Source organism: Paracoccus sp. BR5-17 (assembly GCF_055693925.1).
In genome coordinates this window covers 48,734-74,041 of sequence record NZ_JBVFUV010000002.1, presented here as the reverse complement: position 1 = coordinate 74,041, position 25,308 = coordinate 48,734, and the positions used below count along the sequence as shown (strand labels likewise).

Below are 25,308 nucleotides of genomic sequence, written 5' to 3'. Positions count from 1 at the left end.
AGGAATGGCGATGCCGCGACGGAACCCGGCCCCTGCCGCGGCGTTCGGTCGGCAGCCGCCAAGGGCTTGTCCCCCACCGGATCGCAGCAGCAATCGCGGATCGTCGCCGATCCGGCCAGGGAAAGACGTTCGCCGCTGGCGGATGCGGGCCGCACAGCCGTCCTGACGCCGTGCTGGATCCGGCAGGGAACCGGCTGCCGCCGCGGTCCCAGGGGGTGCGTCAACCAAGGCGGTCGTTCGACCTTGGCCGGACGCGAGATCGGTTGCGCGCCCCGTCAAATCACCTACCCTCTGCGTCCGCAGTACGGAGAACAGCTATGGAAGACCAAGCCCCGCACGGCAACAAGACCCTGACGAACCGCCAGGGCCACGAGATCACCAACAACCAGTCGCAGCGCACGATCGGCCCGCGCGGCCCGGCGACGCTGGAAAACTATCACTTCCTGGAAAAGATCACCCACTTCGACCGCGAGCGCATCCCCGAACGGGTGGTTCATGCGCGCGGTTTCGTCTGCTATGGCGAATTCGAGGCCACGGGCATGATCGGCGACGAGCCCGCCTCGACATACACCCGGGCCAAGCTGTTCCAGCAGAAGGGCAAGAAGACGCCGCTGGCGATCCGCTTTTCCACCGTGATCGGCGGCCGCGACAGTTCCGAGGTGGCCCGCGACCCCCGCGGCTTCGCCGTCAAGTTCTATACCGAGGACGGCAACTGGGATCTGGTCGGCAACAACCTGGCCGTCTTCTTCATCCGCGACGCGATCAAGTTTCCCGACGTGATCCACTCGCTCAAGCCCGACCCGGTGACCTTCCGCCAGGAACCCAACCGCATCTTCGACTTCATGAGCCAGACGCCCGAGTCGATGCACATGCTGACGCACCTGTTCAGCCCGCGCGGCATCCCGGCCAGCTATCGCCACATGGAAGGCTTCGGCGTGAACACCTACAAGATGGTGAACGCGGCGGGCGACACGGTGCTGGTCAAGTACCACTTCCACCCGCGCCAGGGCGTGGCCTGCCTGACCGCCGCCGAGGCCGAGAAGGTGCAGGGCAAGGACTTCGGTTCGGCCTCGAAGGATCTGTTCACCGCCATCGAGCGCGGAGACTATCCGCAGTGGGACATGTATGTGCAGGTGATGGAGGATCACGACCATCCCGAACTGGACTGGGATCCGCTGGACGACACGAAGATCTGGCCGGAAAAGGATTTCCCGCTGCGCCATGTCGGCGTGATGACCCTGAACCGCAACGTCGAGAACTTCTTCGACGAGAACGAGCAGATCGCCATGGGCACCGGCGTGCTGGTGGACGGGCTGGACTTTTCCGACGACAAGATGCTGGTCGGCCGGACGTTCTCGTATTCCGACACGCAGCGCTACCGGATCGGCACCAACTACCTGCAATTGCCGGTGAACCGGGCGAAGGGCGCGCGGGTGGCCACCAACTACGACGGCGGCCAGATGTCCTATGGCCGCGACATCGCCCCCGGGCAGAACCCGCACGTGAACTATGAGCCCTCGCTCCACGGCGGGCTGCAAGAGGCGCAGCGCGACGCCCCCAACAACCCGCCCGAGATCCGCGGCCGGCTGACGCGCAGCGTACTGGAACGGCGCAACGACTATGTCCAGGCGCGGGCGCGCTATTGCACCATGATGGATTGGGAACGCGACGATCTGGTGCTGAACATGGGCACCATGCTGGGCCAGTGCGAACGCGACGTGCAGGAACGCATGGTCTGGCATCTGCTGATGGTCCACGACGACTACGGCACCCGCGTGGGCGAGATGCTGGGCATCGGCGCGGCCGATGTGAAGCACCTCGAGCCGCTGCCCGGGCAGGTCCTGACCGACGAGGATCAGCGCCGGCTGGGCAACCTGGGATCGAACGGCGACGCGATCGATCCGACCGTCTGGGGCCAGTGGACCAGCTCGGTCAAGAACCGCCAGACCACCGCCGACGAGGTTCTGGGCGGGCTGCCGGGCGCCGCCGAGAAGATGCCCCATCGCGGCCAGGCGGCGGGTTCCTGAGAAGCCTTGCAACTGCCTGCACCGGAAAGGGGCCGCATCCGCGGCCCCTTTTTCCAAGCCGCCATCAGCGGTGGACGGAGCGTTCCGATGCCTTCCAGTCCTGCCATCCCGGCTGGCCCTGCATGAAGGCCTCGATCTCGGCCCGCGACGCCTCGAGCCGGGGGTCGTGGCGCAGGTAATGGCGCGTCTCGCGGGCGATCAGGCCCGACAGGATCAGAAGCCCGATCAGGTTCGGGATCGCCATCAGCCCGTTCATCACGTCCGAGAAGTTCCACACCACGCCCAGCTGCACCGTGCAGCCGACAAACACCACCGCCGAGAACAGCACCCGGAAGGGCATCACCCCGCCCCGGCCGACCAGCCGTTCAACGTTGCGTTCCCCGTAATAGGCCCAGCCGAGGATGGTCGAATAGGCGAACAGCACCAGCCCGACCGTCACGATCCCGTGGCCCCACTGGCCGGGCAGTCCGTGGGTGAAGGCCTCGCCCGTCATGATCGCCGCGGAAATCTGCTGGCCGGTCGCGGGGTCGGTCTGCGTCCAGACGCCGGTGGTGATGATGACAAGGCCGGTGCAGGTGACCACGATGATCGTGTCGATGAAGGTCTGCGTCATCGACACCAGCCCCTGCCGCACCGGATGCGTGGTCTGGGCCGAGGCCGCCGCGATCGCCGCCGACCCCATGCCGGATTCGTTGGAAAAGATCCCCCGGGCCACGCCATATTGCACGGCGATCATGATGGTCGATCCCACGAAGCCGCCCGCCGCCGAGGTGCCGGTGAAGGCGTCGCCGAAGACGGTGGCGATGGCGCCGGGGACCGCGCCGATGTTGGCGCCCAGGATATACAGCGCCCCCAGCACGTAGAACAGGATCATCGCCGGCACGAAGCCCGCCGTGACGCGGCCGATGGACCTGATGCCGCCCACCAGCACCAGCAGCGTCATCGCCGCCAGCACCGCGCCGGTGGCCCAACTGGGCACCGCGAAGCTGCGCTCGAGGTTCGAAGCGATGGAATTGCCCTGGGTCATGTTGCCGATGCCGAAGGACGCGCAGACCGCGAAGATCGCGAAAGCAAGCGCCAGGACGCGGCCGAAGCGGCCGGGGATGCCGCGTTCCAGGTAGTATTGCGGCCCGCCCGACTTCTCGCCCGCGGCATCGGTGGTGCGGAAGCGCACTCCCAGGAAGGCCTCGGAATATTTCGAGGCCATGCCCAGAAGCGCGGTCACCCACATCCAGAACAACGCCCCCGGCCCACCGATGCCGATGGCGGTCGCCACGCCGACGATGTTGCCGGTGCCGACCGTGGCGGCCATCGCGGTGGTCAGCGCCTGGAACTGCGAGATGTCGCCCTCGGCCTCGTCGTCCTGGCGCCGGATGAGGCCCAGCCGCAGGGCCGCGCCCAGGCGCAGGAACTGGATCCCGCCCAGCCGGAAGGTCAGGTAGATGCCCGTTCCCAGCAGCAGCGGGATCAGCATGAACGGCCCCCACACGATGCCGCCCAGGGTTCCCAGGAAGGTTTCCAGATTGTCCATGTCGGTCCGTCTCCTTGGTGAGGCCCGCAACACAGGGGCGGCGCCCCGCTTTGTCAAGGCGGCGATGTCCGGCAGCCCGGTGCGGCGGCCTTGGCCCTATCCGTCCGGGAACCTGTTGCGCAGAAGGTGCTTGTCGATCTCCAGCACGGCCAGCGACAGCAGGCCGATGGCGATGATGAGGACGCCGTCCTGCAGGGTCAGGGGGCGGGAATCGAACAGGCGGTTCATCACCGGCAGATAGGTGAAGGCCAGCTGGCCCGCCACCACCACGGCGATGGCGGCCAGGACCGGGCCGGTGCCCTTCATGCCCGTCAGCGTGAACGAGGTCGTGTGCAGGTAGCGGATGTTGAACAGATAGAAGATCTCCAGCACCACCACCGTGTTGACGACCCTGGTGCGCGCCACTGCCATGTCGCGGCCCTGGTCCAAGGTCCAGAAGAACACGGCCAGCGAGATCGACGTGACCATCGCCGAGACCAGGACGATGCGCCAGACCAGGAACGGGGTCAGAAGCCCGGCCTCCGGCCGGCGCGGCGGGCGGGACATCACGCCGGGCTCGGAGGGCTCGAAGGCCAGCACCAGGCCCAGCGTGCCCTCGAGGATCAGGTTCACCCACAGGATCTGCACCGGCGTCATCGGCAGGGCGAAGCCGATCAGGATCGCCAGCACCACCATCAGCGCCTCGCCGGCATTGGTGGGCAGGGTCCAGGCGATGACCTTGCGGATGTTGTCGTGGACCGTGCGGCCTTCGTGGACCGCCGCCACGATGGACGCGAAGTTGTCGTCCATCAGCACGATTTCGGCCGCTTCCTTGGCGGCCTCGGTGCCCTTGATGCCCATGGCGATGCCGACATCGGCCTGTTTCAGCGAGGGCGCGTCGTTCACCCCGTCGCCGGTCATCGCGACCACGCGGCCCTGCGATTGCAAGGCGCGGACGATGCGCAGCTTGTGTTCGGGGCTGGTGCGGGCGAAGACCTGGGTGCGGCCGACGGCATCGGCAAAACCGCTGTCGGGGATCGCGTCCAGATCCCTGCCCGTCAGCACCTGCGGGTCGGGCGCAAGGCCCAGCTGGCGGGCGATGGCGGCGGCGGTTTCGCCGTGGTCGCCGGTGATCATCCGCACCTCGATGCCCGCGCGGCGGCATTCCGCGATGGCCGCGACGGCCTCGGGGCGGGGCGGGTCGATGAAGCCGGTGATGCCCAGGAAGGTCAGCCCGCCCGCGACATCGGGGAAATCGATGCGGGCGGTGCCCGGGGGCATGGGCTTCATCGCATAGGCCAGAACCCGCTCGCCCTCGCGCGCGGCCTCGGCGATGCGGCCGGACCAGTGGCCATGATCCAGCGCCTGCGCGCCGGCGGCCGAGGCCTGGTCCGCGCACATCGCCAGGATCCGTTCGGGCGCGCCCTTGACCAGCATCACCCGCCCCTGCCCCGGCACGTCGTGCAGCGTCGCCATGAAGCGGTGCTGGGCGTCGAACGGAATGGCGTCCAGCCGCCCAGCCGCGCGTTCGGCGGCCGGGTCGAGGCCCGCCTTCATCGCCGCGGTGATCAGCGCGCCCTCCATCGGGTCGCCCTCGACCTTCCAGGTGCCGGGACGCAGTTCGGCGTCGTTGCACAGCAAGCCCGCCCGCAGCAGGTCGCGCGCGGCGGGTTCGGGGGTGAAGTCATGGCCGGTCGGGTCATAGCCCGCGCCCCGGACCACCGTCACACCGTCGGCGGTCACCACCCGGCCCACGGTCATCTCGTTCCGGGTCAGGGTGCCGGTCTTGTCCGAACAGATGATCGAGGTCGCGCCCAGGGTTTCCACCGCCGGCAGGCGGCGGATCACCGCGCGGCGGGCGGCCATGCGCTGCACGCCGATGGCCAGGGTGATGGTGATGACGGCGGGCAGGCCTTCGGGGATCAGGCCCACCGCCAGGGCCACCACCGCCATCAACGCCTCGTCCCAGCCAAAGCCGCGCAGGGTGACGGCGAAGACGAAGATCAGCGCCGCCCCCAGGAAGGCCAGCATCGTGAACCGGCGCGCAAAGCCGTTGATCTGGCGCAAGAGCGGCGTGGCCAGGGGCTCGACCTCGCGCAGCAGGGTGCTGATGCGGCCGATTTGGGTGGCGGTGCCGGTGGCGGTGACGACGCCGCTGCCCTGGCCCGCCGCGACAAGCGTGCCCGAAAAGGCCATCGACCGCCGGTCGCCCAGCGGCGCCCCGGCCACGACGGGATCGGCCCCCTTCGAGGCCGCCACGGATTCTCCCGTCAGGATCGCCTCGTCGATCAGCAGGTTGCGCGCGCCGATCAGGCGCAGGTCGGCGGGCACACGGTCGCCGGCCTCGATCAGGACCACGTCGCCGGGCACCAGATCGGCCATGTCGATGCTGATGCGCCGCCCGTCGCGCAAGACGCTGGCCCGGGGCGCGATCATGGCCTGGATGGCGTTCAACGCGTTCTCGGCCCTGCCCTCCTGCAGGAAGCCCACGACGGCGTTGACGATCACCACCGCCAGGATCACCCCGGTATCGACAAGGTGCCCTAAGGCCGCCGCAGCCGCCGCCCCGGCCAGCAGGAAATAGATCAGCGCGTTGTTGAACTGGTCCAGAAAGCGCAGGATCGCCGGGCGCGGCTTTGCTCCGGGAAGCCGGTTGGGGCCGTGCCGGGCCAGCCGTGCGGCGGCTTCCGCGGCGCTCAGGCCGGTGGCAGTGGCGTCCAGGGCGGCCAGGACTTCGGAGACAGGGCGGGCATGGGCCTCGGCAAGCGCGCTTGGATCGGTCATCGGTTATCGTGGTTCCTTGCGGCGTTCCGGGCATTCCGGTGGATCGTAACGGCGCCGGCCCCGCGGCCCTTGATCCAGGTCAAGACCCGCCCGATTGCGACCCGGACCGGCCCAGACTGGACGCCGGCTTGACATGGGTCAAGGCAAGGGGTGCCCCTTGGGGATTAGGTGACGATCATCCGACCCAAACCGAAAGGACCGTGCCATGACCGACATCCGCTCTCGACTTCTCGGGCCGCACCGCGATCGTGACGGGGGCCGCCTCGGGGCTGGGGCGCGAGATCGCCCTGGAGCTTGCGGCCTCGGGCGCGCTCGTGGTCGTCAGCGACCTCAAGGACGAGGGCTGCCGCGCCGTGGCGGACGAGATCGCCTCGGCCGGAGGACAGGCCCGGACCTTCGCCGCCGACGTCACCGACGAGGACGCCATGCGCGAGATCGCCACCTTCGCCGAACGCGACTGCGGCGGGCTGCACATGGCGGTGAACAACGCCGGCATCGCCGGCCCCTCGGTCCCGACCGGCGATTATCGCCCCGAGGACTGGCGCCGGGTGATCGACATCAACCTGAACGGGGTCTTCTACGGGATGCGGTGGCAGATCCCCGCCATGCTGCGCGCCGGGGGCGGGTCCATCGTCAACATGTCCTCGATCCTAGGATCGGTGGGCTTTGCCAATGCCGCCCCCTATGTCGCGGCCAAGCATGGGCTTCTGGGGCTGACCCGGACCGCCGCCCTGGAATACGCGCGGCAGGGCATCCGCGTGAACGCCATTGGGCCGGCCTTCATCGACACGCCCTTGCTGTCGGCCAACCTGTCGCCCGAGGTCCTGGACAGCCTTGCAGCCCTGCACCCGCTGGGCCGCATCGGCAGGCCGCCCGAGGTCTCGGCCCTGACCTGCTTCCTGCTGTCGGACCGCGCCAGCTTCATCACCGGCAGCTATCACTTGGTGGACGGCGGCTACACGGCGCCGTAAGCCGGGCTGTCGGGGCGGCCTTGCGTGCCCGACCGGATCCGCAGCCCGTCCAGCCCTAGGGCGGCGCGGCTGCGGCGCGAGATCATGTCGATGGCCACCGTCGCCAGCATCGTCACCAGCAGCAGGAACACCGCCCGGTCCAGCCGGATTTCCTGGATCGCGGCGCCGACATAGAAGCCCAGCGTGCCCATGCCCAGCAGGCCCACGATCGCCGATTCTGCGGACGATGATCTCCCACCGATAGAAGCACAGGGCCAGGAAATTGCCGTGGATCCGCGGCAGGATCTCCCAGGCATAGAGATCCAGACCGCGCGGCGCATCGGGCCGCAGGCCGGCATGGACGCCCTCGGACTGGCGGCCCAGAAGATGGGCGATGATCGCGCCGTTGTGCAGGCCCAGGGCGATCACCGCGGGCAGCATCGACGGGCCCAGCAGTTGCAGCATGATGTAGGCCAGCATGTATTCGGGGGTGGACCGCCCGATCACCAGCCCCAGATGCCCCAGCCAGGCGCCGTGGCGCCCGACCAGGGGACGCAGGATCAGCGGGAAGCCGATCAGCGCCACCAGCCCGGCCAGGACCAGGGCCAGTTGCGCCACGATCAGGGTGGCCCCCAGCCCCGGCAGGGCCTGGTCGAAGAACAGCCTGCCCGCCCACTCCGCCAGCCGGTCCCAGGTCGCGCCGTCCCCCCAGTCCCCGTTGCGCAGGGGCGCCGGCACGATGTCCTGGCCCAGGAACCGCATCAGCGCGCCGGGGGCCACGGGCGGCGTCTGCAACCGCGACAGCACCCAGGCGGAAACCAGCACATAGACCGGCGCCAAGGGCCACCGCATCCACAGCCGGATCGTCGCGATCATCGCGAAATACAGGATCAGCACGGCCGCGACCGCGCCATAAAGGCCCTGCTTGAAGAAGCTGTCCAGTTCGAACCCCAGGGTCGGCAGGCCGACGAAGCCCAGCACCGCGCTTGCGCGCAGCCCGCATTCCAGCCGGTAGAGCGTGTAGGTCCCGAATTCCCGCATGGCCAGCGGGAACCGGGCATAGAAGAAGGCCGACAGAAGATCCGCGCCGGCCGGAAGGGCGCGAAGCGGGCGCGGATCGGCCTCGTCCAGGTATTCGGAGAAGACCTTGGCGAAGATCCCGGCATAGGGGATCGCCAGGGCCAGGATCCCGGTCGTGGCCGACAGTCCCGTGACGTGCATCAGCAGGATGGCCCAGAACAGTTCGTGGATCGACCGGGCGGCGATGCACAGGAAGCGGACCGGGGCATGGCGATACAGCGGCGCTAGCAGGAACCCCGCCAGCCCACCCGCCGCCACCCCGCAGATGCCGAAGGCCAGCGTCAGCGCGGCAGCGCGCGACAGCCCGGGAAGGGCGCCGAAATCCGGCGACAGCAGGCCCCGGACCATCCGGCCCAGTTCGCTCCAGGGGTCGTGGCTGGCGATGCGCAGATCGCCCAGCGGCAGCAGCGCCACCGCAACGGCCAGAAAGCCCAGCGAGGCGGCCAGGCGCCCCCCGGCCACCGCCGGCCCCGGTCACCGACGATAGAGCGCATCGATCTCGTCCGCGCTGACCTGTCCGGCGGGCCGGTCGATCACCAGCCGCCCGTCGCTGATGCCGACGATGCGGGTGGCGATCAGCCGCGCCAAGGCCACGTCATGCAGCGCCAGCACCAAGGTCGGGAACTGCCGTCCCAATGTCGCGACCAGTTCCGCCGCGTGGCGTTCGTCCACCGCCGAAACCGGCTCATCGCCGATCAGCACCGATCCGCCGCGATGAAGCGCGCGGGCCAGGGCGGTGCGCTGCTTCTGGCCCCCCGACAGCGCCGCCACCGGCTTGCGGCCAAGCCCGCCCAGACCGACATGGGTCAGGGCGGCCTCGACCCCGCGGCGCTCGGCCGGCAGGGGCCAGACCAGGTTCAGCAGGTTGTAGAGGGGCCGGTGTCGGTCCAGCCGGCCCATATAGACGTTGTGGAAGACCGACAGCTGCGGCACCAGACCGTGTTCCTGCGGAACAAGCGCCAGGTCGCGCCGCCCCTGCGCCGCCAGCCGGGCATGGATCGCGTTCAGAAGCGTGGTCTTGCCGCTGCCGCTGCGCCCCAGGATCACCACGCGGTCTGCCGGATGCAGGCAAAACTGCACATCCGGCAGGACGACGTGATCCCCATAGGCAAGCCGCTCGCCCTGGAAATGCAGCATCCTCAGTCAAGCAGGCCCAGGGCGCGGCCGGTCTGCAGGATCGGCTCGTAATCCTCGTTCGCGGCGGGAACGAAGGACTTGCGCGGGAAGGACGCCAGCAGATCGGGGTCGTCCATCCCGATCAGGGCCGCCTGAACCCGGTCGGCAAAGCCCGCCCCGAAGCGGTCGTCCACGTCGCCCCGGATCGTCCAGTTGTAATCGGGATAGGGCGGGGTTTTCCAGATCACCCGCGTCGTGGCCGCCTCGGGCGCGTTTTCGGCCACGGCCGTCTCATAGACCGTGTAGTTCAGCGCGCCCAGCTGATAGGCGCCGGTGGACACCAGCCGCAGCGTCTGGTTGTGGTCGCCCGAAAATCCCACCCGCGAGAAGAAATCTTCCGGCGCCATGCCGGTTTCCTGCCGGATGTAGAACTCGGGGAACAGCCGCCCCGAGGTCGATGTCTGCGCCCCGAAGGTAAAGCTCATCCCCTCGGCCTCGAGCGGGAATTCCGGGCCGGGGGTCAGCCCCGTGTCCTCATGGGCGATGAAATAGGACACGAAGCTCATGTCCTCGTCCCCCTGGGCCAGGGCGCGCGACCCGGGAACCGCCAGACGGGCCTGCACGCCGGACAGCCCGCCGAACCAGCCAAGCTGGATCTGGTCGTTGCGAAACGCCACCACGGAGGCGGCGTAATCCTTGACCGGGACATATTCCACCGGCACGCCCAGCTCGGCCTCAAGATAGTCGGCCACCGCGGCAAAGCGCTGCATCAGCCGCGTCTCGTCATCGTCCGGAATGGCCGAGAAATACAGCGTCGGACCCTCCTGTGCGCCTGCCATTGGCGCGCCTGCCGCCAGAACCGCGAGGGCGGATGCGGCGCCGACAAGCAGGGCAAGGGTGGTCCTGCGCCCGAAGCCGTCCCTGTCGACACAAACCTTGCCAGACCTGGGCATTTCCGTTCCTTTCGATGCCATCACCGGGGGTGTTGCGGGGATCGCCTCCCCGGCTGGACCCTACTTCACGCACGACCCGCCGGCAACCGGACCGCCAACGGGGCCGATGCCGCTGGAAGTGGCGCGCGGATCCCACCCCTCCGGGTTGCAGGCGGCGGCAGGATCCTGGCAGTTCGGGCGCTGCGAGCAGCGGGAAAGCGGGTGTTGCCGGAGCCTGCCGGGCAAAGCGGCCGGAACAGGACCATCGCGCCGTCCGGGGGCGGCCATCCTGATGGAGGGCCATCTGCAGGGCGAAGCGCAGACCGCACCCAGCGGCCCGGACAGATCCGCGCGGAGGTGCGGCATCAGGCCTTGGGGTTCGCGACCCGGCAGGCCCGCCCGCACCCGGGCCGGCCAGAGCAAGAGGCGCGCCGCCTTCCCGTGGACCGGCGAGACTTTTCGGTTGGTGCTGGTGGATTGCGCGACCCGGGCCCGAGGCGCAGGGGCGGTTGGCCGGGTTGGCCCGGAACCCTCCGCACTGCCCTCAAGAAGGCCTTGCCGAACCTCCAGCCATTGCATCTTCTGGCCGGAAGAACCGGACGCGACTCCGCGATGCAGGCGGAGCCGACAGGCGGATACTTCCGGCCATCGGGCCGCAGTTCGCCATTGCCCACGGCCCGACGCAAGGGCTGATCCTGCCGCACCGGCGCTCTTGGGAACCTCTCTCATGGCCCTGAACCACACCACGATCCGGATCCGGTTCGGCGCCACGCCGTATGACGATGCCCCCGCCGAACGTCGCGGAGCCTGCGCTTATCCCTCTGGCGCGATCTCGGCGCAGGGGACGCAGTGCCCGAAGGCCGCCCGGACATGGGCAGCGGCCGTCGCGGCTGCCCTGACTTGCCGGCTTCGGGATCAACGGGCCGATGATCTCGTGCCAGAGCCGGGGCCGCGGCGTTTCATCATGCGGCCAAACGGCCGCCGAGGCCCGCGCCCAAGCCCCGGGCAACGTCCGCACCGGCCGTTGCGCCCGGGCGCAACCGGGCCCGGCTGCCGCAAAAGAATGCCGCCAACCCCCTCACCACAGCGACAGAAGCCCCACCGCAACCGAGCCGATCGCCACCGCGGCGCCGGCTCCGGCAACGGCGGCAAGCCAACCGTTCGTGCCGCGCACCGGCATGGCGATGCTCGATGCGCTTGTCTCGAGACGGAGTTGAACCAGTTCCAGACGCTCCTGGAACCGGGTCCGTGCCTCGAGGTCCGCTCTCGCCTCCTGGCGAAGGCCGGCGACGTCTGCCCGCAACTCGGCCAGTTCGCACAAGATGCGGCCGAGCGCCTTCTGGTCAGGAGAGACGGCCCGCGCCGCCCCGGCGGCCAGGGGCAGGGTCATTTCGATGCCGTCGTGGGACCTGGCGGTGACGGCCACCGTGAACTCCATCCCCTCCTCCAGCGGCGGATCCAGAGTGAAGGCGAAGCCGTAGGACCCGGTTCCTACCGCCTGACGCTCCAGGTCCTTGCGGTGCCGGTCGGCGCTGACGCTACCCACCGGCCGGCCCTCGCGCCGGATGTCGACGGTGGCGCAGCGTGCGGGATCGGTGCGGTCGATGACCCAGCCGGCGACGCGATCCGGCCGCAGGACATCGACCACCCCATGGAGCCGAGGTTCCTTCAGGACCTGCGGAAAGGGCGTCTGATCCGTCATCCCTGCATCCTTTGTCCTGATGGGGAAAAGCCGGCCGGGGCAGGCCCTGTCCCCGTATCCCCTCGGCGCCCTGCTGCGCGGCCCCAACGATCCGTCGTTCCGGCGCGGACCGTGATCCGCGCGTCAGCCCCCACCGGCTTATGGCACACCACCGGCGATCCTGCTGCATCGCGGTCTTGATGCGCCATGTCGACGCGCCGTCCGGCGGTGCCGCGCATCGCGGTACCGGAAAACAGGTTGCCGCGGCGCGGGAAAGCACGATCTGCCATCGCTTCCCTCACACCGCCTGCGCCACCGGCCCGGCAAAGCGCGCGGCAAGACGTGACGCCAGGTTCTGCGGTTCCCGCAGATCGTCCGGGGTCACGACCGGCCCTTCGTAGGGATGGATCTCCCCGGTTGCGGCCAGTTCGTCGATCCGGTCGAGAACCGCGGCGATATCGTCCAGCGGCGCCGAGAAGAGGTCATAGATCGAGTAGCGCCACCACGCCGAAGCCAGCAGCCGTTGCACCACATCCTCGGCAAAGCGCGACCGCACGACCCGTCCGGGCGTGCCTACGACGATCGAATAGGGCGGGACGTCGCGCAGCACGATGGCGCGCGCGCCGATGATCGAGCCCGTGCCGATGGTCACGCCGGACTTGATGAAGGCGCCCTGACCGATCCAGACATCGTGACCGATCTCGGTGATGGGGCAGCTGTCCCTGAAGGGCCGCAGGCCGCGGCGGATTTCCTCGCGGCGGGTGGGGGCAACCAGTTCCCGCCAGCCGTTCACCTGCGGGTAATAGGCCGTCCGCGAGGTGGTCAGCCAGTCGGTGGGATGTTCGTGCATGCCGATGACCACCCCCGCGGCGATCGAGCAGTAGCGCCCGAACCGGACATTGTTGATCGTCCCGCCGCTGAGATTGCAGAAGGCCCCGATGTCCACGAAGGCGCCCGGCGTGACGGCGGCGATGATCGAGGTCGGGCCCTCGATCCGCGATCCGGCGGCCAGCCTGCCCGTCTGGAGCAGGCCCGGGATCCGCAGGCCCGCGCGGTCAAGGGCCGGAAGATCGGCATGTTTAAGGGAAAAGGCGCCTTCGTTCATGTCATACCCCCTTCTTCCGGTCATCATTGCGCCGAAAGGTTAAGAAACTCACTCATCCCGCATTGCCCTGCGCATATGCCGGAAGAGCGGCTCCAGCAGATAGTCGCCCGCGCGTCGTTCGCCGGTCTGGATCGCCACCTCGACCGGCATCCCGGCACTCAGCGCCACGTCCGGGTGGCGCGCGAGAGAGGCTGCGTCCAGCCCCACCCGGGCCTCGAAGTAGCGGGTGCCGTCGCGCGGCTCCTCGAGCAGGTCGGCAGAGACATAGACGACCGTGCCGGTGATGGTGGGGGCGACCGCACGACGATAGGCGGTCAGCCTGACCCGCGCGCCCCGGCCGGGATGGACCGTGTCGATGGCCTCGGGCGGCAGCCTCGCCTGGACGACCAGGGCATCGGCCTCGGGCAGGATCTCCATCAGGATGGCGCCCGACCCGATCACCGCCCCGGGCGTGACCACGGGGATGTCCACCACCAGCCCGTCCTGGGGCGCGCGAAGGGTACGGCGGCGAAGGATGTCCTCGACCCCGCGCATCTGCGCCTCGAGCGCGGGAAGCTTGCGGCGCGCTTCTGCCAGAAGACCCGTCGCCTCGGCGATGCGTTGCTGGCGCAGCGTGGCAATGTCGGCCATGACGCGCGCCCTGTCGCGTTCCGCGGCCCGTGCAAGGCCGGCATATTCGTCGCGCTCTCCCTCCAGGACCGAGAGGTTGCGGTCGATTTCCCGCAGCTTCTGAGGAGGCGCGGCCCCGCGATCGACAAGGGCCCGGGTGTTGTCCCGATCTTGGGTCCAGCTGGCGATCTGACGCTGCGACGCCAGGGTGCGCGCATGGCTGGCCTGGGCCTGCGCTTCCAGGTGGTCCGCCTGCCGCATCAGCGAGGCGATCTGCCGTTCGTGCAGCGCAAGGCGCGCCCGGTGCAGGGCAAGCTGCGCCTCGGTCCGGGCGGGATCGGCTTCGGGGGCGTCGGCCGCGTCGGGGGTCACGCCCCGGATCTCGGCCTCGAGCCGCCAGATGTCGAAGACCAGCCCAAGCCGTTCGGCCTCCATCTGCGCCAGGCGTTCCCGGTCCTGGGTGCCGTCCAGCAGGGCCACCGGCTGTCCGGCCCGGACCCGATCGCCCGGTGCCACCAGCAATTGCGACAGGATGCCTCCTTCCAGGCTTTCGACGGTCTTGCGCCGGCTCTCGGCAAGAACCACTCCCTGCGTCACCACGGCGCTGTCCAGGCGGGCATAGATCCCCCAGCCCCCCAGGGTCAGGACCAGAAACAGGATCGTTGCAAGCGCGGTCAGCAGCACCGGCCGGTAGCCCGGCAGGCTGTCGGGGTCGATCATCGTCGTCATGACAGGCGGGCCTCTGCGGCGGTTGCGGCATCGCGCCGGCGGGGGCCCAGCAGCCCCAGCACCTCGGCCTTGTCGCCGTAGTGGGCCACGGCGCCGTCGCGCAGCAGAAGCAGCCGATCGGCCTTGTTGAGGATGGACATCCGCTGGGCCACCACCAGCACGGCCGCACCCCAGGCACGCGCCCGCTCGACCGCCTCGACCAGGGCGGCCTCGCCATCGGCATCCAGGGACGAGTTCGGTTCGTCCAGCACCAGCAGCAGGGGCTTTCCGAAGACGGCCCGTGCCAGGGCCAGTCTTTGCCGCTGCCCGCCCGACAGCCGCGCCCCGCCATCCGCAAGCGGTGTCTCATAGCCCCGTGGCAGGCGGCCGATCATCTCGTGGATCCCGGCCAGGCGCGCGGCGGCCACGACGTCCTCAATCGGGGCTTCGCGGAAGCGGGCGATGTTCTCGCGCACGGTGCCGTCCAGAAGCAGCGGTTCCTGCGGCAGATAGCCCACCGCCTGACCGAAGCTGGCCCGTTCGTGCAGGAACGTCGATTGCCCGTCCAGGAAGATGCCCCCCGTCGTCGGCGCCCAGAGCCCGACCACCAGCCGCGCCAGGGTGGACTTGCCCGCCCCCGACGGGCCGATCACCCCCACCATTTCCCCGGGCGCGATGGCAAAGCTGATGTTGCGCAGCAGCGGCGCCTCCTGTCCCGGGGGGACATAGCCCAGCCGGTCCACCACCAGGTCGGCACGGCCGACCGGAACCTCGACATCCGAGCGTTTCCGCCCGCCCTCGCGAAGCAGCCTGCGCAGGCGCCTGGCGATGCCGAAGGCATTGACCCATTGGCGCCACCCGTCGATCAGATGCTCGAAGGGCGCCAGCATCCGCGAGGTGATGACGGCCGCGGCAAGGATGGTGCCGGGGCTTGCCTCTTGGCGGATGACCAGGGCGGCGCCGGTGCAGATCACGGCGATCTGCAGACCCACCCGGGATCCGCGCGCGAAGGCGGCCAGGAACTTCGCCGTCGTCCCGCCGCTCTCGATGCTGTCGAGCGACAGGCTCTGCCCCCGCCGCCACCGCCGGGACAGGTCGGGCAGCATTCCCATCGCGGTGATGACCTCGCAATTACGGATGGCGTTGGCGGTTTCCGCCTGGAGCAGGCCGTTCTGCCGGATAGCTTCCGCGGCCGGCCGCCGCGACAGGCCCTCGACGCCCAGGGCGATCAGCGTCAGCAGACCCGCCCCGCACAGCCCGACCACGCCGTAAAGCGGGTGCAGCATCGCCAGCACCATCAGCAGGATAGGGGTGAAGCCTATGTCGATGGGCAGGGTGATCGCGCCACCGGCGACGAAGCCGCGCAGGCCGGCCAGATCGCGCATCGCCGTGGCAGAGTCCGCCGCCCCCGCCCTCAGGGCATTCTCGACCGCGGCCTGAAAGACCGGGCGGCCCAGGGTGGCCGACAGCCGCGCGGCGACGACGATCAGCAATCGCGACCGCAGGAAGTCCAGCATCGACTGGAAGACGAACAGGAAGCCCACGATCATCGTCAGCGCCATCAGCGTGTCGAGGTTCGCCGACGAGATCACCCGGTCGAAGATCTGCGCCTGATAAAGCGGCAGCGACAGGTAAAGAAGATTGACGAAAAAGCCGATGAAGGCGGCAGCGGCGACACCCTTGGCCAGATCGATCAGGGCCGTCCGCCAGATGCCGGGCAACCGCCTTTCAGACATGCTCGGCCTCGTGGGCCGGTTCGGCCCTCCGGTCCAGCAGCCTGTCGAACAGGTCGGCGTGCTGGCGGGCCGACCCGGCGGCGGTGGTGGGCGGCCGGATGCCGGACCGCAGGCGGTCCCAGAGCGGGGGCTCCATCGCCCGCATCATCGCCTCGGCCAGGCTTTCCGGGTTCGAGACGCGGAAGTGCAGCCCGTCGATCCCGTCGCGCACCTTTTCCGCCATGCCGCCTATGTCCGAGGCGATGATCGGACGGCGGTGGTGGAATGCCTCCTGGATGACCACGGGCGCGTTTTCCCACCAGGTCGAAGGCACGATGGTCCAGTCCACCTCGCGCATCAGGTGCGGCAGGTCGGCGCTTTTGTAGGATCCCATGAACCGCAGGCGGCGGCCCGAAAGGCGGAACAGCTCCTTGATCTGGGCCTGGAAATCCTCGGGCTGGTGTTCGAGGTTGCCGCCGAAAACGTACAGGATCCCGTCGCCCCAGACCTTTTCGGGGATGCGGGTGACGGCCTCGACTAGGACCTTGATGCCCTTGAAGGGGTTGAGCTGGCCGAAATAGGCGAAGCGGTTGCGGCGTCCGCCCGCCGGCAGGGCGCGGGGCGGCGCCACCGGGCCGCCGTCCATGCCGTTCTCGATCATGACCAGCTTCGCGCGGGGAAGCCCCCAGTCCTGGAACCGCCGCAGCAGGAAGTGCGAGGGCGAGACGAAGGCATCGACCTGGTCGAAGAAGGACTTGATGAACAGCTCGCGCCGCAGCATGTTCGCCGCACCCCGTTCCGGAAAGCACATCCCGCAGTCGGAGGCCGAGGCCTTCAGGCAGAGCGCCCCTGACCGGGCCTTGATCATCTGCCCGTGATGGGCGCAGATCGGCAGGTATTCGTGCAGGGTATAGATGATCGGGACGTTGCCCAGGGCGCGGCGCGCGGCGCGGATCGCCTGGATCCCGAAGCCCATGACGTGGTGAAAGTTCACGACATCGGGTCGCAGGTCGGACAGGAACCGCTCGAAGTGCTGGATGATCGCGCCCGTGTCGTTGAGGCCAAGGTGGAACCAGTCGTAGTCGTTGGACCAGAACAGCGTCTCGTCGGCGGCCTGGCCCAGCGACATCAGCGGTGTGGCAGCATGGCGGGCGACGGGCGCGCCGATGCCGGCCATGTAATGGGCGTTCCAGCCCGGCTGCTGCTTGAGCCCCTGGAAGAGATTGTAGGAGGCGACCTGCGCGCCGCCGATGGAAAAGGCGGGATGGGCATGGCTCAGGACAAGGGCCTTCATGCGAATCGGTCCTTTGCATCGGTCGGACCAGTCTTAGCCAGCAAGGCTGAATCAATCCTTTCCAGCAGAGGCGCCAGCCCGTCCGCCGCAGGCAGATCGTCCAGCATCCAGAAATCGACCCGGCCCGAGGACCAGGTGCCGAAGCCGCCCTCGTGCAGGCGGTCCGCCAGATCCTGATGCAGAAGCGCGTCCGAATACAGGCGGCCCCCGAACCCGCCCGCGGCCGTCAGGGCGTCGCGGTCGATCAGCGCGATCTGCGCCGCGCCTGCGGACTTGGGCTGTGCCGCCCCGGCCGTCAGCCAACCGCGCGGATAGCCCAGCATGGCGCTGCCACCCTCGCCGCCATAGAAGATCGACCCGTCCTCATAGACCAGGATGGGCGAGATCAGGCCGGGCACCGCCTGCGCCGAAAGCTCTGTCTCGAGCGTTCTCAGCCAGCCCGGCGCCGAGGGAAGCGCCGAAGGCTGCCAGATCAGGACGCGGGGGCCGGCGGCAAGATCCAGCCCGGCCTCGATCCGGGCGCAGAGGTCGGCCTTGTCGGAAACCGGCAGCAGGCAGCCACGCAGGCCGTAGAAGGTGAACAGATCCCTGAGGCGCAGGGTCAGGCCCGCAATCCCCGACCGCCGCATCACGATCACCAGATCAAGGCGCGCCGCCTCGGGCGTCCCGGACAGCAGGGCCATGATCGGCTGGAGGTGGTCGAGCCGGTCCAGCGGGATCACCGCCGTGATCTCTCCGCGCGCGGGCGACAGGGGAAGGGGGGATGGCGTGGCGGGGGACTTCCGCCTGCCGGCAGCCAGATCCCGCAAGAAGGGGGCAAGCGCGCCATCGACCATCGGATCGCTGGCGGGATCGTGCAGCGGAAGCGCGGCAAGGACCCGGGGCAGCCCTTCCCGCCCGGCAAGTGGGGTGATGGTCAGGGGGCGGAACAGGCAGCTGGCGTCGTCCAGGACCAGTTCCAGATAAAGGTCCTCGCCCTCCTGCCGGGGTCTCGCCGGCGGCATGGGCCACGAAGCCATGCGCGTTGTCGCTGTCGTCCAGCAGGCCGGCGAAGCGGGGATCGCCTGAAAATCCCACCTGCAGATCAGCCCGCGGAAACCGGCTCCACCGGTCGTGGACCGGGGCATAGAGGCCCGCCGTGCTTTTGATGATGACCCGTTCCACCCGCTGCGCGGGATCCAGCAGCCAGCCCGCCGCCAACAGGGCGCCGGACGGAGCCTGGAACACCGCATCCAGGGCGGCGGCGACGGGCAGCGCGGTCGCTGCGAGCGTGTCGATCCCCGGATAGCGGGGACGGCAGATGCGGCGATGGGTGCTGACCGCCTTGCCGTCGCCGGCCAGCCGGGGCAGCATCTGCCGCACGTGGTCTGCGGCCGCTTCGCCGTGCAGCTTGACCACCCGGTCGCGCAGGATCTCCAGCCGCCGCAGGGCGCCGTCCTGTTCGTAGAACAGGCTGTCGAGGCGATCCAGGTCGATCCCGCGCCAGTCCAGCGTGAACAGGCAGAACCCGCCGCCGGGGGCCGGAATGTCGTCGCGCAGGAAGATGGCGATATCGGCGTCGCATGTCCTCAGCGTGCCGTCCAGCCGCGCCAGCGTCTGTCTGCCGGGGACCAGCGACATCGCCCAGCCCTGCGCGAACAACCCGCCCGAGTCGGGGCTGGCCAGGATTTCGACGACCCCCCCCAGTTCGGTCGCCAGGGACAGGAACCGGGTGGCGAAATCGCGGGTGTCGGGGTGGAGATCAGCGCCCGCAGAGCCGGTCAGGAAGTTGAAGACCTCGCGCATGTTCAGGCCGTTGCGCCGGACGAACTCGGCCAGCGAGGCGGGTGAGGCATCGACCGCCCGAGGGGGCGCAATGTCGCAGTCCCGGCCGCAGGCGCCTTGTACCTGGCCCGAGCCCAGAAGCGGCGCCTCGACCAGGGCCAGGGCGACATGACCCTGCGGTCCCGGCCAGCAGACCGACTGCCACAGGGCATTCCCGCAGCAGCCCCGTTCGGGCAGCGGATCGTCCAGCCGGGACAGGGCCAGAAGCGTCCGTCCGCCAGGCAGGATCACCGACAGATCCGGGACCAGCACGGCGGGTGCCGCCAGGGCGTCGGGGAAGGAACCGTCAGCAGGGCTCATGCGGGGATCCCGTGGGTCAGGCTGCGATAAAGGTCCAGATGGGCCGCGACGAAGCCGCGATAGGCGTTGCCGTCACGTCGGGCCCGCTGCGCCGCGGCCAGTCGCGCATGACCCTTGCGGTCGGCCGCGGCGGCGCGCATCACTTGCGCCAGGCTGCGCGGGTCGCCCGGGGGCACGTGCAGGCCGGTCACCTCGTGGTCCACCATCTCGGCCATGCCGCCGATCCCCGAGCAGATCACCGGCAGCCCCGCCGCCCGCGCCTCGAGCAGCACAAGCGGCGCGTTTTCCCACCAGACCGATGGCAGCACCACCCAGTCCGCGCGGCGCATCAGGCCGGGCAGATCATCGCGGAGATAGGGTCCGTGATGGCTGGCGTTCGGCGTCGCCGCCAGGGCATCGGCGAAGGCGCGGCGGAAGCCCTCCTCGGCATGACCAAGGCCGCCGTGCAGATCCAGCGTCACCGCGTCGCCGGCAAGCCGCGCCGCGTTCAGCAGCGTCAGGATGCCCTTGTGGGCCGAGATATTGCCGAAATAGGCGAACCGGTCGGGGCGAGGCCGGGAGCCGGGATCGGCCCAGACCATCGGCCGCACCTGGTTGGGAAGGACGACGATCCGGTTTTCCTCAAGCCCCCAGTCCGCAAGGCGCTCCGCCAGGAAGCGCGAGGGGGCGATGAACCGGTCGGCCAGCGACAGCAAGGCCAGCAGATGCACCTTGCGCAGCAGATGCGCGGCGGAGGGCAAGGCGGGATAGCACGTCCGGCAGGATTCGGGCCGGGGCTGGCGGCAGCGGACCCCGTCCGGGACGGTCAGCATCAGCCCGTCGTTGGGACACAGGATCTGGTAGTCGTGCAGGGTCAGCACGATGCGCGCCTTCGGGGCTAGGCGGCGGATCACCGCCAGAACCTCGGCGCCGATGCGGTCCAGGCCGTGCAGATGCACCACGTCCGGGCGAAGCGCCCGCAGAAGCCGGTCCAGCGAACCCACCCACGCGGTGCCGTCCTGGCGCAGCATGGAAAAGCGGTCATAGCGCCCGGTGCGAAGAAGATGGTCGTCCCCCGCCAGTCCCAGCGTCCCGGGGGCGTCGTCGGGGCGCTGCAAGGCGGTCGTGGCGGCCAGGAACCGGGCGCGGACCCCGGGGGCGTCGTTCAGCGCCCGCGTCAGGTCATGGGCCAGGTGTTCCGTTCCGCCGCTGGTATGGGCGGGATGGTCGTGGGCGATCTGGAGGATCCGGAGGGTCACGGGCTGCCCCTCCCAATCAGGGCGAACTCTGCCTCGGCCAGGGCAGCAGAAAGGGCGTCCCGGTCGGCTGCCGGGGCGAAGCGGCGAAACGGAAAGCGGTGTTCGGAGCGGGTATCCCCGGCAAGGCATCCGGCGATCCATACGGCCGGATCGGGATGCGCCGGGGCATCAAGCAACCGTGCCAGTCCCGCCGGAGCCAAGGCAAGGCAGTCGGGCAAGGGTCTGCCGATCCTGCGGCCCGGCGAAGGCAGATGCCCCACGGTCAGGCCGCGGAAGGGATCGCTGCCCTCGCAGGTGGCGGCGATCGAGCCGTCGGCCGCCAGCAGAACCGGGGCGATGGCCGTCTGCCGGCGCAGCCGCCGCCGCCAGAAGGCCAGCCATCCCGCATGGGCCGGCAGGACATCGGCGCCAAGGATCAGCACGGGCGTGTCCCGTGCCTCGGCCAGGGCGGCGTGAAGGTGTAATCCTGCCGTTGCGGCAGGGGGCAACAGCATTAGCCGGTGCGCGATGCCATAGATCGCCGCCGTCTGGTCCAGGATCTGCCGGGCAGGCGCCGCCAGCGGACCCTCGGCCAGCGTGCAGACGACCTCGACCGGGGCGTCGCGTGCTTCGGCCAGGATCAGGGCGGCCCGCGCCCGGACCAGGTCGGGCGAACCACCGATCGCCGTGACGATGCGCAAGTCGCATTTGCCGATCGCGCCGAACCGCTGAACCGCAACCGGGGCCATGTCCCGTCGAAGAAGGGCGCGCGCCTTGGCAAGAGGCGCAAGGACCCCGGCCCCGGTTTGCCAAGCCTCGGCAAAACCGGTGGGAACAGTGCCGTCAAAGGCTTTGACCGGCACCTGCGCCAGCACCCTGGTCCTGCCGGAATGGCAGATGCCCTCGATCCGGCAGGGATCCGGATGGCAGGCCCTACCTGCCAGATCGGCCAGGCCGACCAGCAGCGCGGTTCCGTCAGCCCCGACCGCCGGTGTCAGTTCGACCCGCTGTCCCGCGCCATCCAGAACGACCGTCCTGACCAGCCGCGATGGATCGTGCAGGTGAAGCAGGTACAGCATTGCCCCGGGAAGCCGCGACAGATGGCCGACGGTTAGGGTCGGATCGACGGCGTCACCCGAAAGCTCGCGCTGCAGGGCAGCGGCGGTTTCGGCGTCAAGGCCCGCGAACAGCCAGTCTCGGCAGGGCTTGCCCCGGGATTGAAGCCAGACCGGAAGCGGCTGCCGCGACGGGGCCGCGCCGGCCGCGGCCAGCCGCAGAGGGGCCGGCCCCGGCACCACGATCTGCGCCTGCGCCTGCGCGGGATGCAGCAGGACATGCAGTTGATCGTTTTCAGCGAAGATCCGCGCCGCGGGCAGGCGGACCAAGCGCCCGTTCAGGATCGCCGTCGCATCGACAGGGCGCGCCGCGCCGGGCAAAACGCCATAGCTGGCCAGGATCCGCCCGCCGATCTCGGTTCTGGCCAGCGGCGGGATCGCCGGGATGGCGCACAGATCCATCAGCCGGCACAGCGCGTCGGTCAGTTCCACCTGGGGGCTGGCGCCGAAAAGCGAGGCGCCCGCCGTCAGCATCATCCGCAGCAGCCGCGCCGTTCCTTCCGCCGACAGCCCGTCCGTCAGCGCCGGAAGTTCGGCCAGAGGCAGTTGCAGCCACGCCGGATCGACTTCGGCCACCGCCATCTCCCCGACCCGCAGCATCAGATGGCGCGCCAGCAGCGCCTGCGCCCCCTGCGGCACGACCAGGACCTGACGGACCCCGCCGGACCGAAGGGGCAGCGCCGCCCCCATGAACGGGCGCGGCAGCGCCTTGCCGTCCTGTTCCGCCCAGAGCCGTCCGCCGTCGCCGGCGGGCCGGTCGATGAACACCGCGCTGCCGCAAGCCCCGAAGGGAACCACCGTCGCCTCGCCCACGGGGGCAGAGGCAGGACGGTGCAAGGATCTGCCGAAGGGAATGTTCATTCCTGAAGTGCCCGAACAAGATCGACGGTGGCCGGGCACCGCGGGGTGCCCGGAGCCCTGCCTAGCAGGGCGGGGTTAAGAATCCGTGTTTCAGACCACCGTGAAGAAGCGCCCCGGATCCGCCGTCACCTCGTCATAGGCCACGCCGTGCAGCAGCACGCTGTCGCCCTGCCCGAAGTCGATCAGGGTTCCCGCATCCCCCAGATCGACGGCGAATTCGGCCACCTGATCCGCCGATTCGACCGTGACCCCTTCCAGCCGCGAGGAAATCTGAAGGATGTCGCCGTCGGTGAAATCCATCACCACGTCCCCGCCGCCGGAAAACACGAACAGGTCGTCGCCCGTGCCGCCGTAAAGGTTGTCGTCCCCGGCGCCGCCATCCAGCGTGTCGCGCCCGGTCCCTCCGACCAGAAGATCGTCGCCCTGCTCACCCAGCAGAAGATCGTCCCCGGAATCGCCCAGAAGCCAGTCGTCGCCCGCGCCGCCCACCAGGACGTCGTCGCCCGACCCGCCCGCAAGGATGTCGTCGCCCTCTCCGCCCGACAGCAGGTCGTTTCCGGCGTCCCCGCTCAGCGCGTCGTTGCCCGATCCGCCGTCCAGCCGGTCCTCGCCCGCGCCGCCCGCCAGAAGGTCGTTGGCGGCGCCGCCCTCCAGCAGGTCGTCGCCCGCACCCCCCGACAGCGTGTCCAGCCCCGCGCCGCCGTCAAGCGAATCATCGCCCGATCCGCCCAGAAGCTGGTCCTGCCCGTCCTCCCCCAGAAGCCGGTCGTCGTCCGATCCGCCGTTGAGCAGGTCGTTCCCCGTCCCCCCGAAGACGAGGTCGTTGCCCGAGCCGGACATGACCGTGTCATGCCCCGCCCCGGCCGCCATGAAATCCGAGAACGACGTCCCGAACAAGAAGTCGCTGAACGCGCCTCCTGGTATCGTGGCCATTGATGAACCCTTCCTTGCTGATGTCCTTGCAAGGCACAGGCTATGAGAGACGGCGGCGCGGCGACGAGCGTTAATTGCTTAAAATGTCGTTCATTTTCCTGATCGCGCCGTGCAGGTGCGGCGATAGGTTTGAGGCGAGCGGCCCCGGTCGGGGTCCGGTTTCGGGCAGAAGCGTCCTCACACCTTCACGCTGGACATTCATCATGACGAACACTGCGATCCCGGCATCGGGGATCATCCCCGGCGCCTTAGCCGGGCCCTGGGCGAACGGCCCGGAACTGGCGGCCGCCCTGGCCGAACGGCAGGCGCTGCTGGACACCGCCCTGGCGCGGTTTCTGGATGCCCTCGCCGGCGGCGTGCTGGCCGGTGGGGCCGGCAGCGACACGATCCGCGGCGGGCTGGGCGACCAGGTGCTGCCGGGATATGGTGCAGACGACCTGCTGCATGGCGGGGCGGGATGGAACCTGCTGCTGGGCGGGTCGGGCGACGATGTCCTGGATGTCCGCTGGCTGACCGATCCGGCGCGCGGCGGCATGTCCCATGACGATTGGTCCTCGGCCAAGCGGGGCGCCTCGGACTGGCTGTTCGGGGGGCTGGGCGATGATGGGCTGTTCGGCTCGTTCGGGTCGGATCTGCTGCACGGGGGCAGCGGCAACGACAGCCTCAGCGGGCAGGACGGCGACGACCTGCTGATCGGCGCCGACGGCAACGACATCCTCGAAGGCGACGCCGGGCGGGACATCCTTCTGGGCGGCGCCGGGCGCGACACGATGACCGGCGGCCTGAGCGACGACCTTCTGCAGGGCGGCGAGGGCAGCGACCGGATGTCGGGCGACAACGGCCATGATCTGCTGGAGGGCGACGCGGGCAACGACACGATCCGCGGCGGCTTCGGCGACGACAGCATCCGCGGCGGCGCGGGCGGCGACTGGGTGGATGCGGGCGGCGGGGACGACAGCATCGACCTGGGCGAGGGCAACGATTTCGTCGCCGCGACCGAGGATCTGGGCCGGGGGGACGATTCGATCTTCGGGCGCGCCGGCAGCGACACCCTGCATGGCGGCCGGGGCAACGACCTGATCGACGGGGGCGAGGGCGACGACGCCCTGAACGGCGGCGCGGGCGACGACTTCCTGATCGGCGGGACGGGCGCGGACCAGTTCCAGTTCCGCAGCGCCCACGGTGTGGACATCATCGCCGACTTCACCGCCGAGGATCGCCTGATCGTCACGCAGAACATCAACGGGCAGCCGATCGACCCGCAGTCGCTGGGCGACAGCCTCCAGGATCTGGGGGATGCGGCGTTCCTTGACCTGGGGAACGGCTATGGCGTCATCTTCCTGGGACAAGACAGCGCGACGCTGGCCGAGCTGCTGCCCTCCCGGCTGGAGTTCTGGTGATCCCGCCCGCACCTTCCGGCAAGGGTGTGGGTCACTGCGATCCGGTCAGGCGCTTCTGGAACTGATCCTCGCTCAGCCGCTGGACGCCGAACCGCTCCAGGGCCTCGACGATGATCTCCGAGGGGGTCCTGCCCGCCTCGGCCGCGG

General features: G+C 69.6%; 17 protein-coding genes. 3 read left to right on the top strand and 14 right to left on the bottom strand.

The features are described from left to right. The first annotated feature begins 317 nt into the window (after positions 1 to 317). Positions 318 to 2,027, top strand: a complete 1,710-nt coding sequence (locus ACZ1HC_RS00480; protein ID WP_472698268.1) for a catalase — start codon at positions 318 to 320, stop codon at positions 2,025 to 2,027. A gap of 64 nt (positions 2,028 to 2,091) precedes the next feature. Here ACZ1HC_RS00480 and ACZ1HC_RS00475 read toward each other — a convergent pair whose 3' ends face one another. Further along, a complete protein-coding gene (locus ACZ1HC_RS00475; RefSeq protein WP_472698267.1) occupies positions 2,092 to 3,558 on the bottom strand; it encodes an alanine/glycine:cation symporter family protein in 1,467 nt (488 codons plus the stop codon). Positions 3,559 to 3,654: 96 nt separating this feature from the next. Continuing rightward, the gene (locus ACZ1HC_RS00470) at positions 3,655 to 6,321 is read right to left on the bottom strand and encodes an HAD-IC family P-type ATPase (protein ID WP_472698266.1); all 2,667 of its coding nucleotides are present in this window, start codon (positions 6,319 to 6,321) and stop codon (positions 3,655 to 3,657) included. Between the two features lie 248 nt (positions 6,322 to 6,569). On the opposite strand from ACZ1HC_RS00470, the gene ACZ1HC_RS00465 reads away from it, so the two are divergent. Next, the gene (locus ACZ1HC_RS00465; protein WP_472698265.1) at positions 6,570 to 7,292 is read left to right on the top strand and encodes an SDR family NAD(P)-dependent oxidoreductase; all 723 of its coding nucleotides are present in this window, start codon (positions 6,570 to 6,572) and stop codon (positions 7,290 to 7,292) included. Positions 7,293 to 8,825: 1,533 nt separating this feature from the next. Here ACZ1HC_RS00465 and ACZ1HC_RS00460 read toward each other — a convergent pair. The 12 genes from ACZ1HC_RS00460 to ACZ1HC_RS00405 form a co-directional block, all read right to left on the bottom strand. Continuing rightward, positions 8,826 to 9,488, bottom strand: a complete 663-nt coding sequence (locus tag ACZ1HC_RS00460; protein ID WP_472698264.1) for an ATP-binding cassette domain-containing protein — start codon at positions 9,486 to 9,488, stop codon at positions 8,826 to 8,828. A gap of 2 nt (positions 9,489 to 9,490) precedes the next feature. Continuing rightward, on the bottom strand, positions 9,491 to 10,357 hold the full coding sequence (locus ACZ1HC_RS00455; protein WP_472698384.1) for a putative selenate ABC transporter substrate-binding protein: 867 nt from the start codon (positions 10,355 to 10,357) through the stop codon (positions 9,491 to 9,493). 1,120 nt (positions 10,358 to 11,477) lie between these two features. Then, positions 11,478 to 12,101 carry a hypothetical protein gene (locus ACZ1HC_RS00450; protein WP_472698263.1) on the bottom strand — a complete coding sequence of 208 codons (624 nt, stop codon included), beginning with the start codon at positions 12,099 to 12,101 and terminating at the stop codon, positions 11,478 to 11,480. Between the two features lie 277 nt (positions 12,102 to 12,378). Further along, on the bottom strand, positions 12,379 to 13,185 hold the full coding sequence (locus tag ACZ1HC_RS00445) for a CatB-related O-acetyltransferase (RefSeq protein ID WP_472698262.1): 807 nt from the start codon (positions 13,183 to 13,185) through the stop codon (positions 12,379 to 12,381). Between the two features lie 48 nt (positions 13,186 to 13,233). Next, positions 13,234 to 14,523 carry an HlyD family type I secretion periplasmic adaptor subunit gene (locus ACZ1HC_RS00440; protein ID WP_472698261.1) on the bottom strand — a complete coding sequence of 430 codons (1,290 nt, stop codon included), beginning with the start codon at positions 14,521 to 14,523 and terminating at the stop codon, positions 13,234 to 13,236. Then, positions 14,520 to 16,238 carry a type I secretion system permease/ATPase gene (locus tag ACZ1HC_RS00435; protein ID WP_472698260.1) on the bottom strand — a complete coding sequence of 573 codons (1,719 nt, stop codon included), beginning with the start codon at positions 16,236 to 16,238 and terminating at the stop codon, positions 14,520 to 14,522. The genes ACZ1HC_RS00440 and ACZ1HC_RS00435 overlap by 4 nt, the downstream gene beginning before the upstream one ends. Continuing rightward, complete coding sequence (locus tag ACZ1HC_RS00430; RefSeq protein WP_472698259.1) at positions 16,231 to 17,511, bottom strand: glycosyltransferase family 4 protein; 1,281 nt, start codon at positions 17,509 to 17,511, stop codon at positions 16,231 to 16,233. Before ACZ1HC_RS00430 ends, ACZ1HC_RS00435 begins: the two co-directional genes overlap by 8 nt. Then, positions 17,508 to 18,233, bottom strand: a complete 726-nt coding sequence (locus ACZ1HC_RS00425; protein WP_472698258.1) for a hypothetical protein — start codon at positions 18,231 to 18,233, stop codon at positions 17,508 to 17,510. The genes ACZ1HC_RS00430 and ACZ1HC_RS00425 overlap by 4 nt, the downstream gene beginning before the upstream one ends. Then, the gene (locus tag ACZ1HC_RS00420; RefSeq protein ID WP_472698257.1) at positions 18,154 to 19,635 is read right to left on the bottom strand and encodes a hypothetical protein; all 1,482 of its coding nucleotides are present in this window, start codon (positions 19,633 to 19,635) and stop codon (positions 18,154 to 18,156) included. Before ACZ1HC_RS00420 ends, ACZ1HC_RS00425 begins: the two co-directional genes overlap by 80 nt. Beyond that, on the bottom strand, positions 19,632 to 20,873 hold the full coding sequence (locus ACZ1HC_RS00415) for a glycosyltransferase family 4 protein (protein ID WP_472698256.1): 1,242 nt from the start codon (positions 20,871 to 20,873) through the stop codon (positions 19,632 to 19,634). The genes ACZ1HC_RS00420 and ACZ1HC_RS00415 overlap by 4 nt, the downstream gene beginning before the upstream one ends. Beyond that, positions 20,870 to 22,828, bottom strand: coding sequence for a hypothetical protein (locus ACZ1HC_RS00410; protein ID WP_472698255.1), 1,959 nt, complete (start codon positions 22,826 to 22,828; stop codon positions 20,870 to 20,872). The genes ACZ1HC_RS00415 and ACZ1HC_RS00410 overlap by 4 nt, the downstream gene beginning before the upstream one ends. Before the next feature lie 90 nt (positions 22,829 to 22,918). Continuing rightward, complete coding sequence (locus ACZ1HC_RS00405; protein WP_472698254.1) at positions 22,919 to 23,761, bottom strand: calcium-binding protein; 843 nt, start codon at positions 23,759 to 23,761, stop codon at positions 22,919 to 22,921. A 203-nt stretch (positions 23,762 to 23,964) separates the two neighbouring features. Between ACZ1HC_RS00405 and ACZ1HC_RS00400 the strand changes: the two genes are divergently transcribed. Then, positions 23,965 to 25,161, top strand: coding sequence for a calcium-binding protein (locus tag ACZ1HC_RS00400; RefSeq protein WP_472698253.1), 1,197 nt, complete (start codon positions 23,965 to 23,967; stop codon positions 25,159 to 25,161). The last annotated feature ends 147 nt before the right edge of the window (positions 25,162 to 25,308 follow it).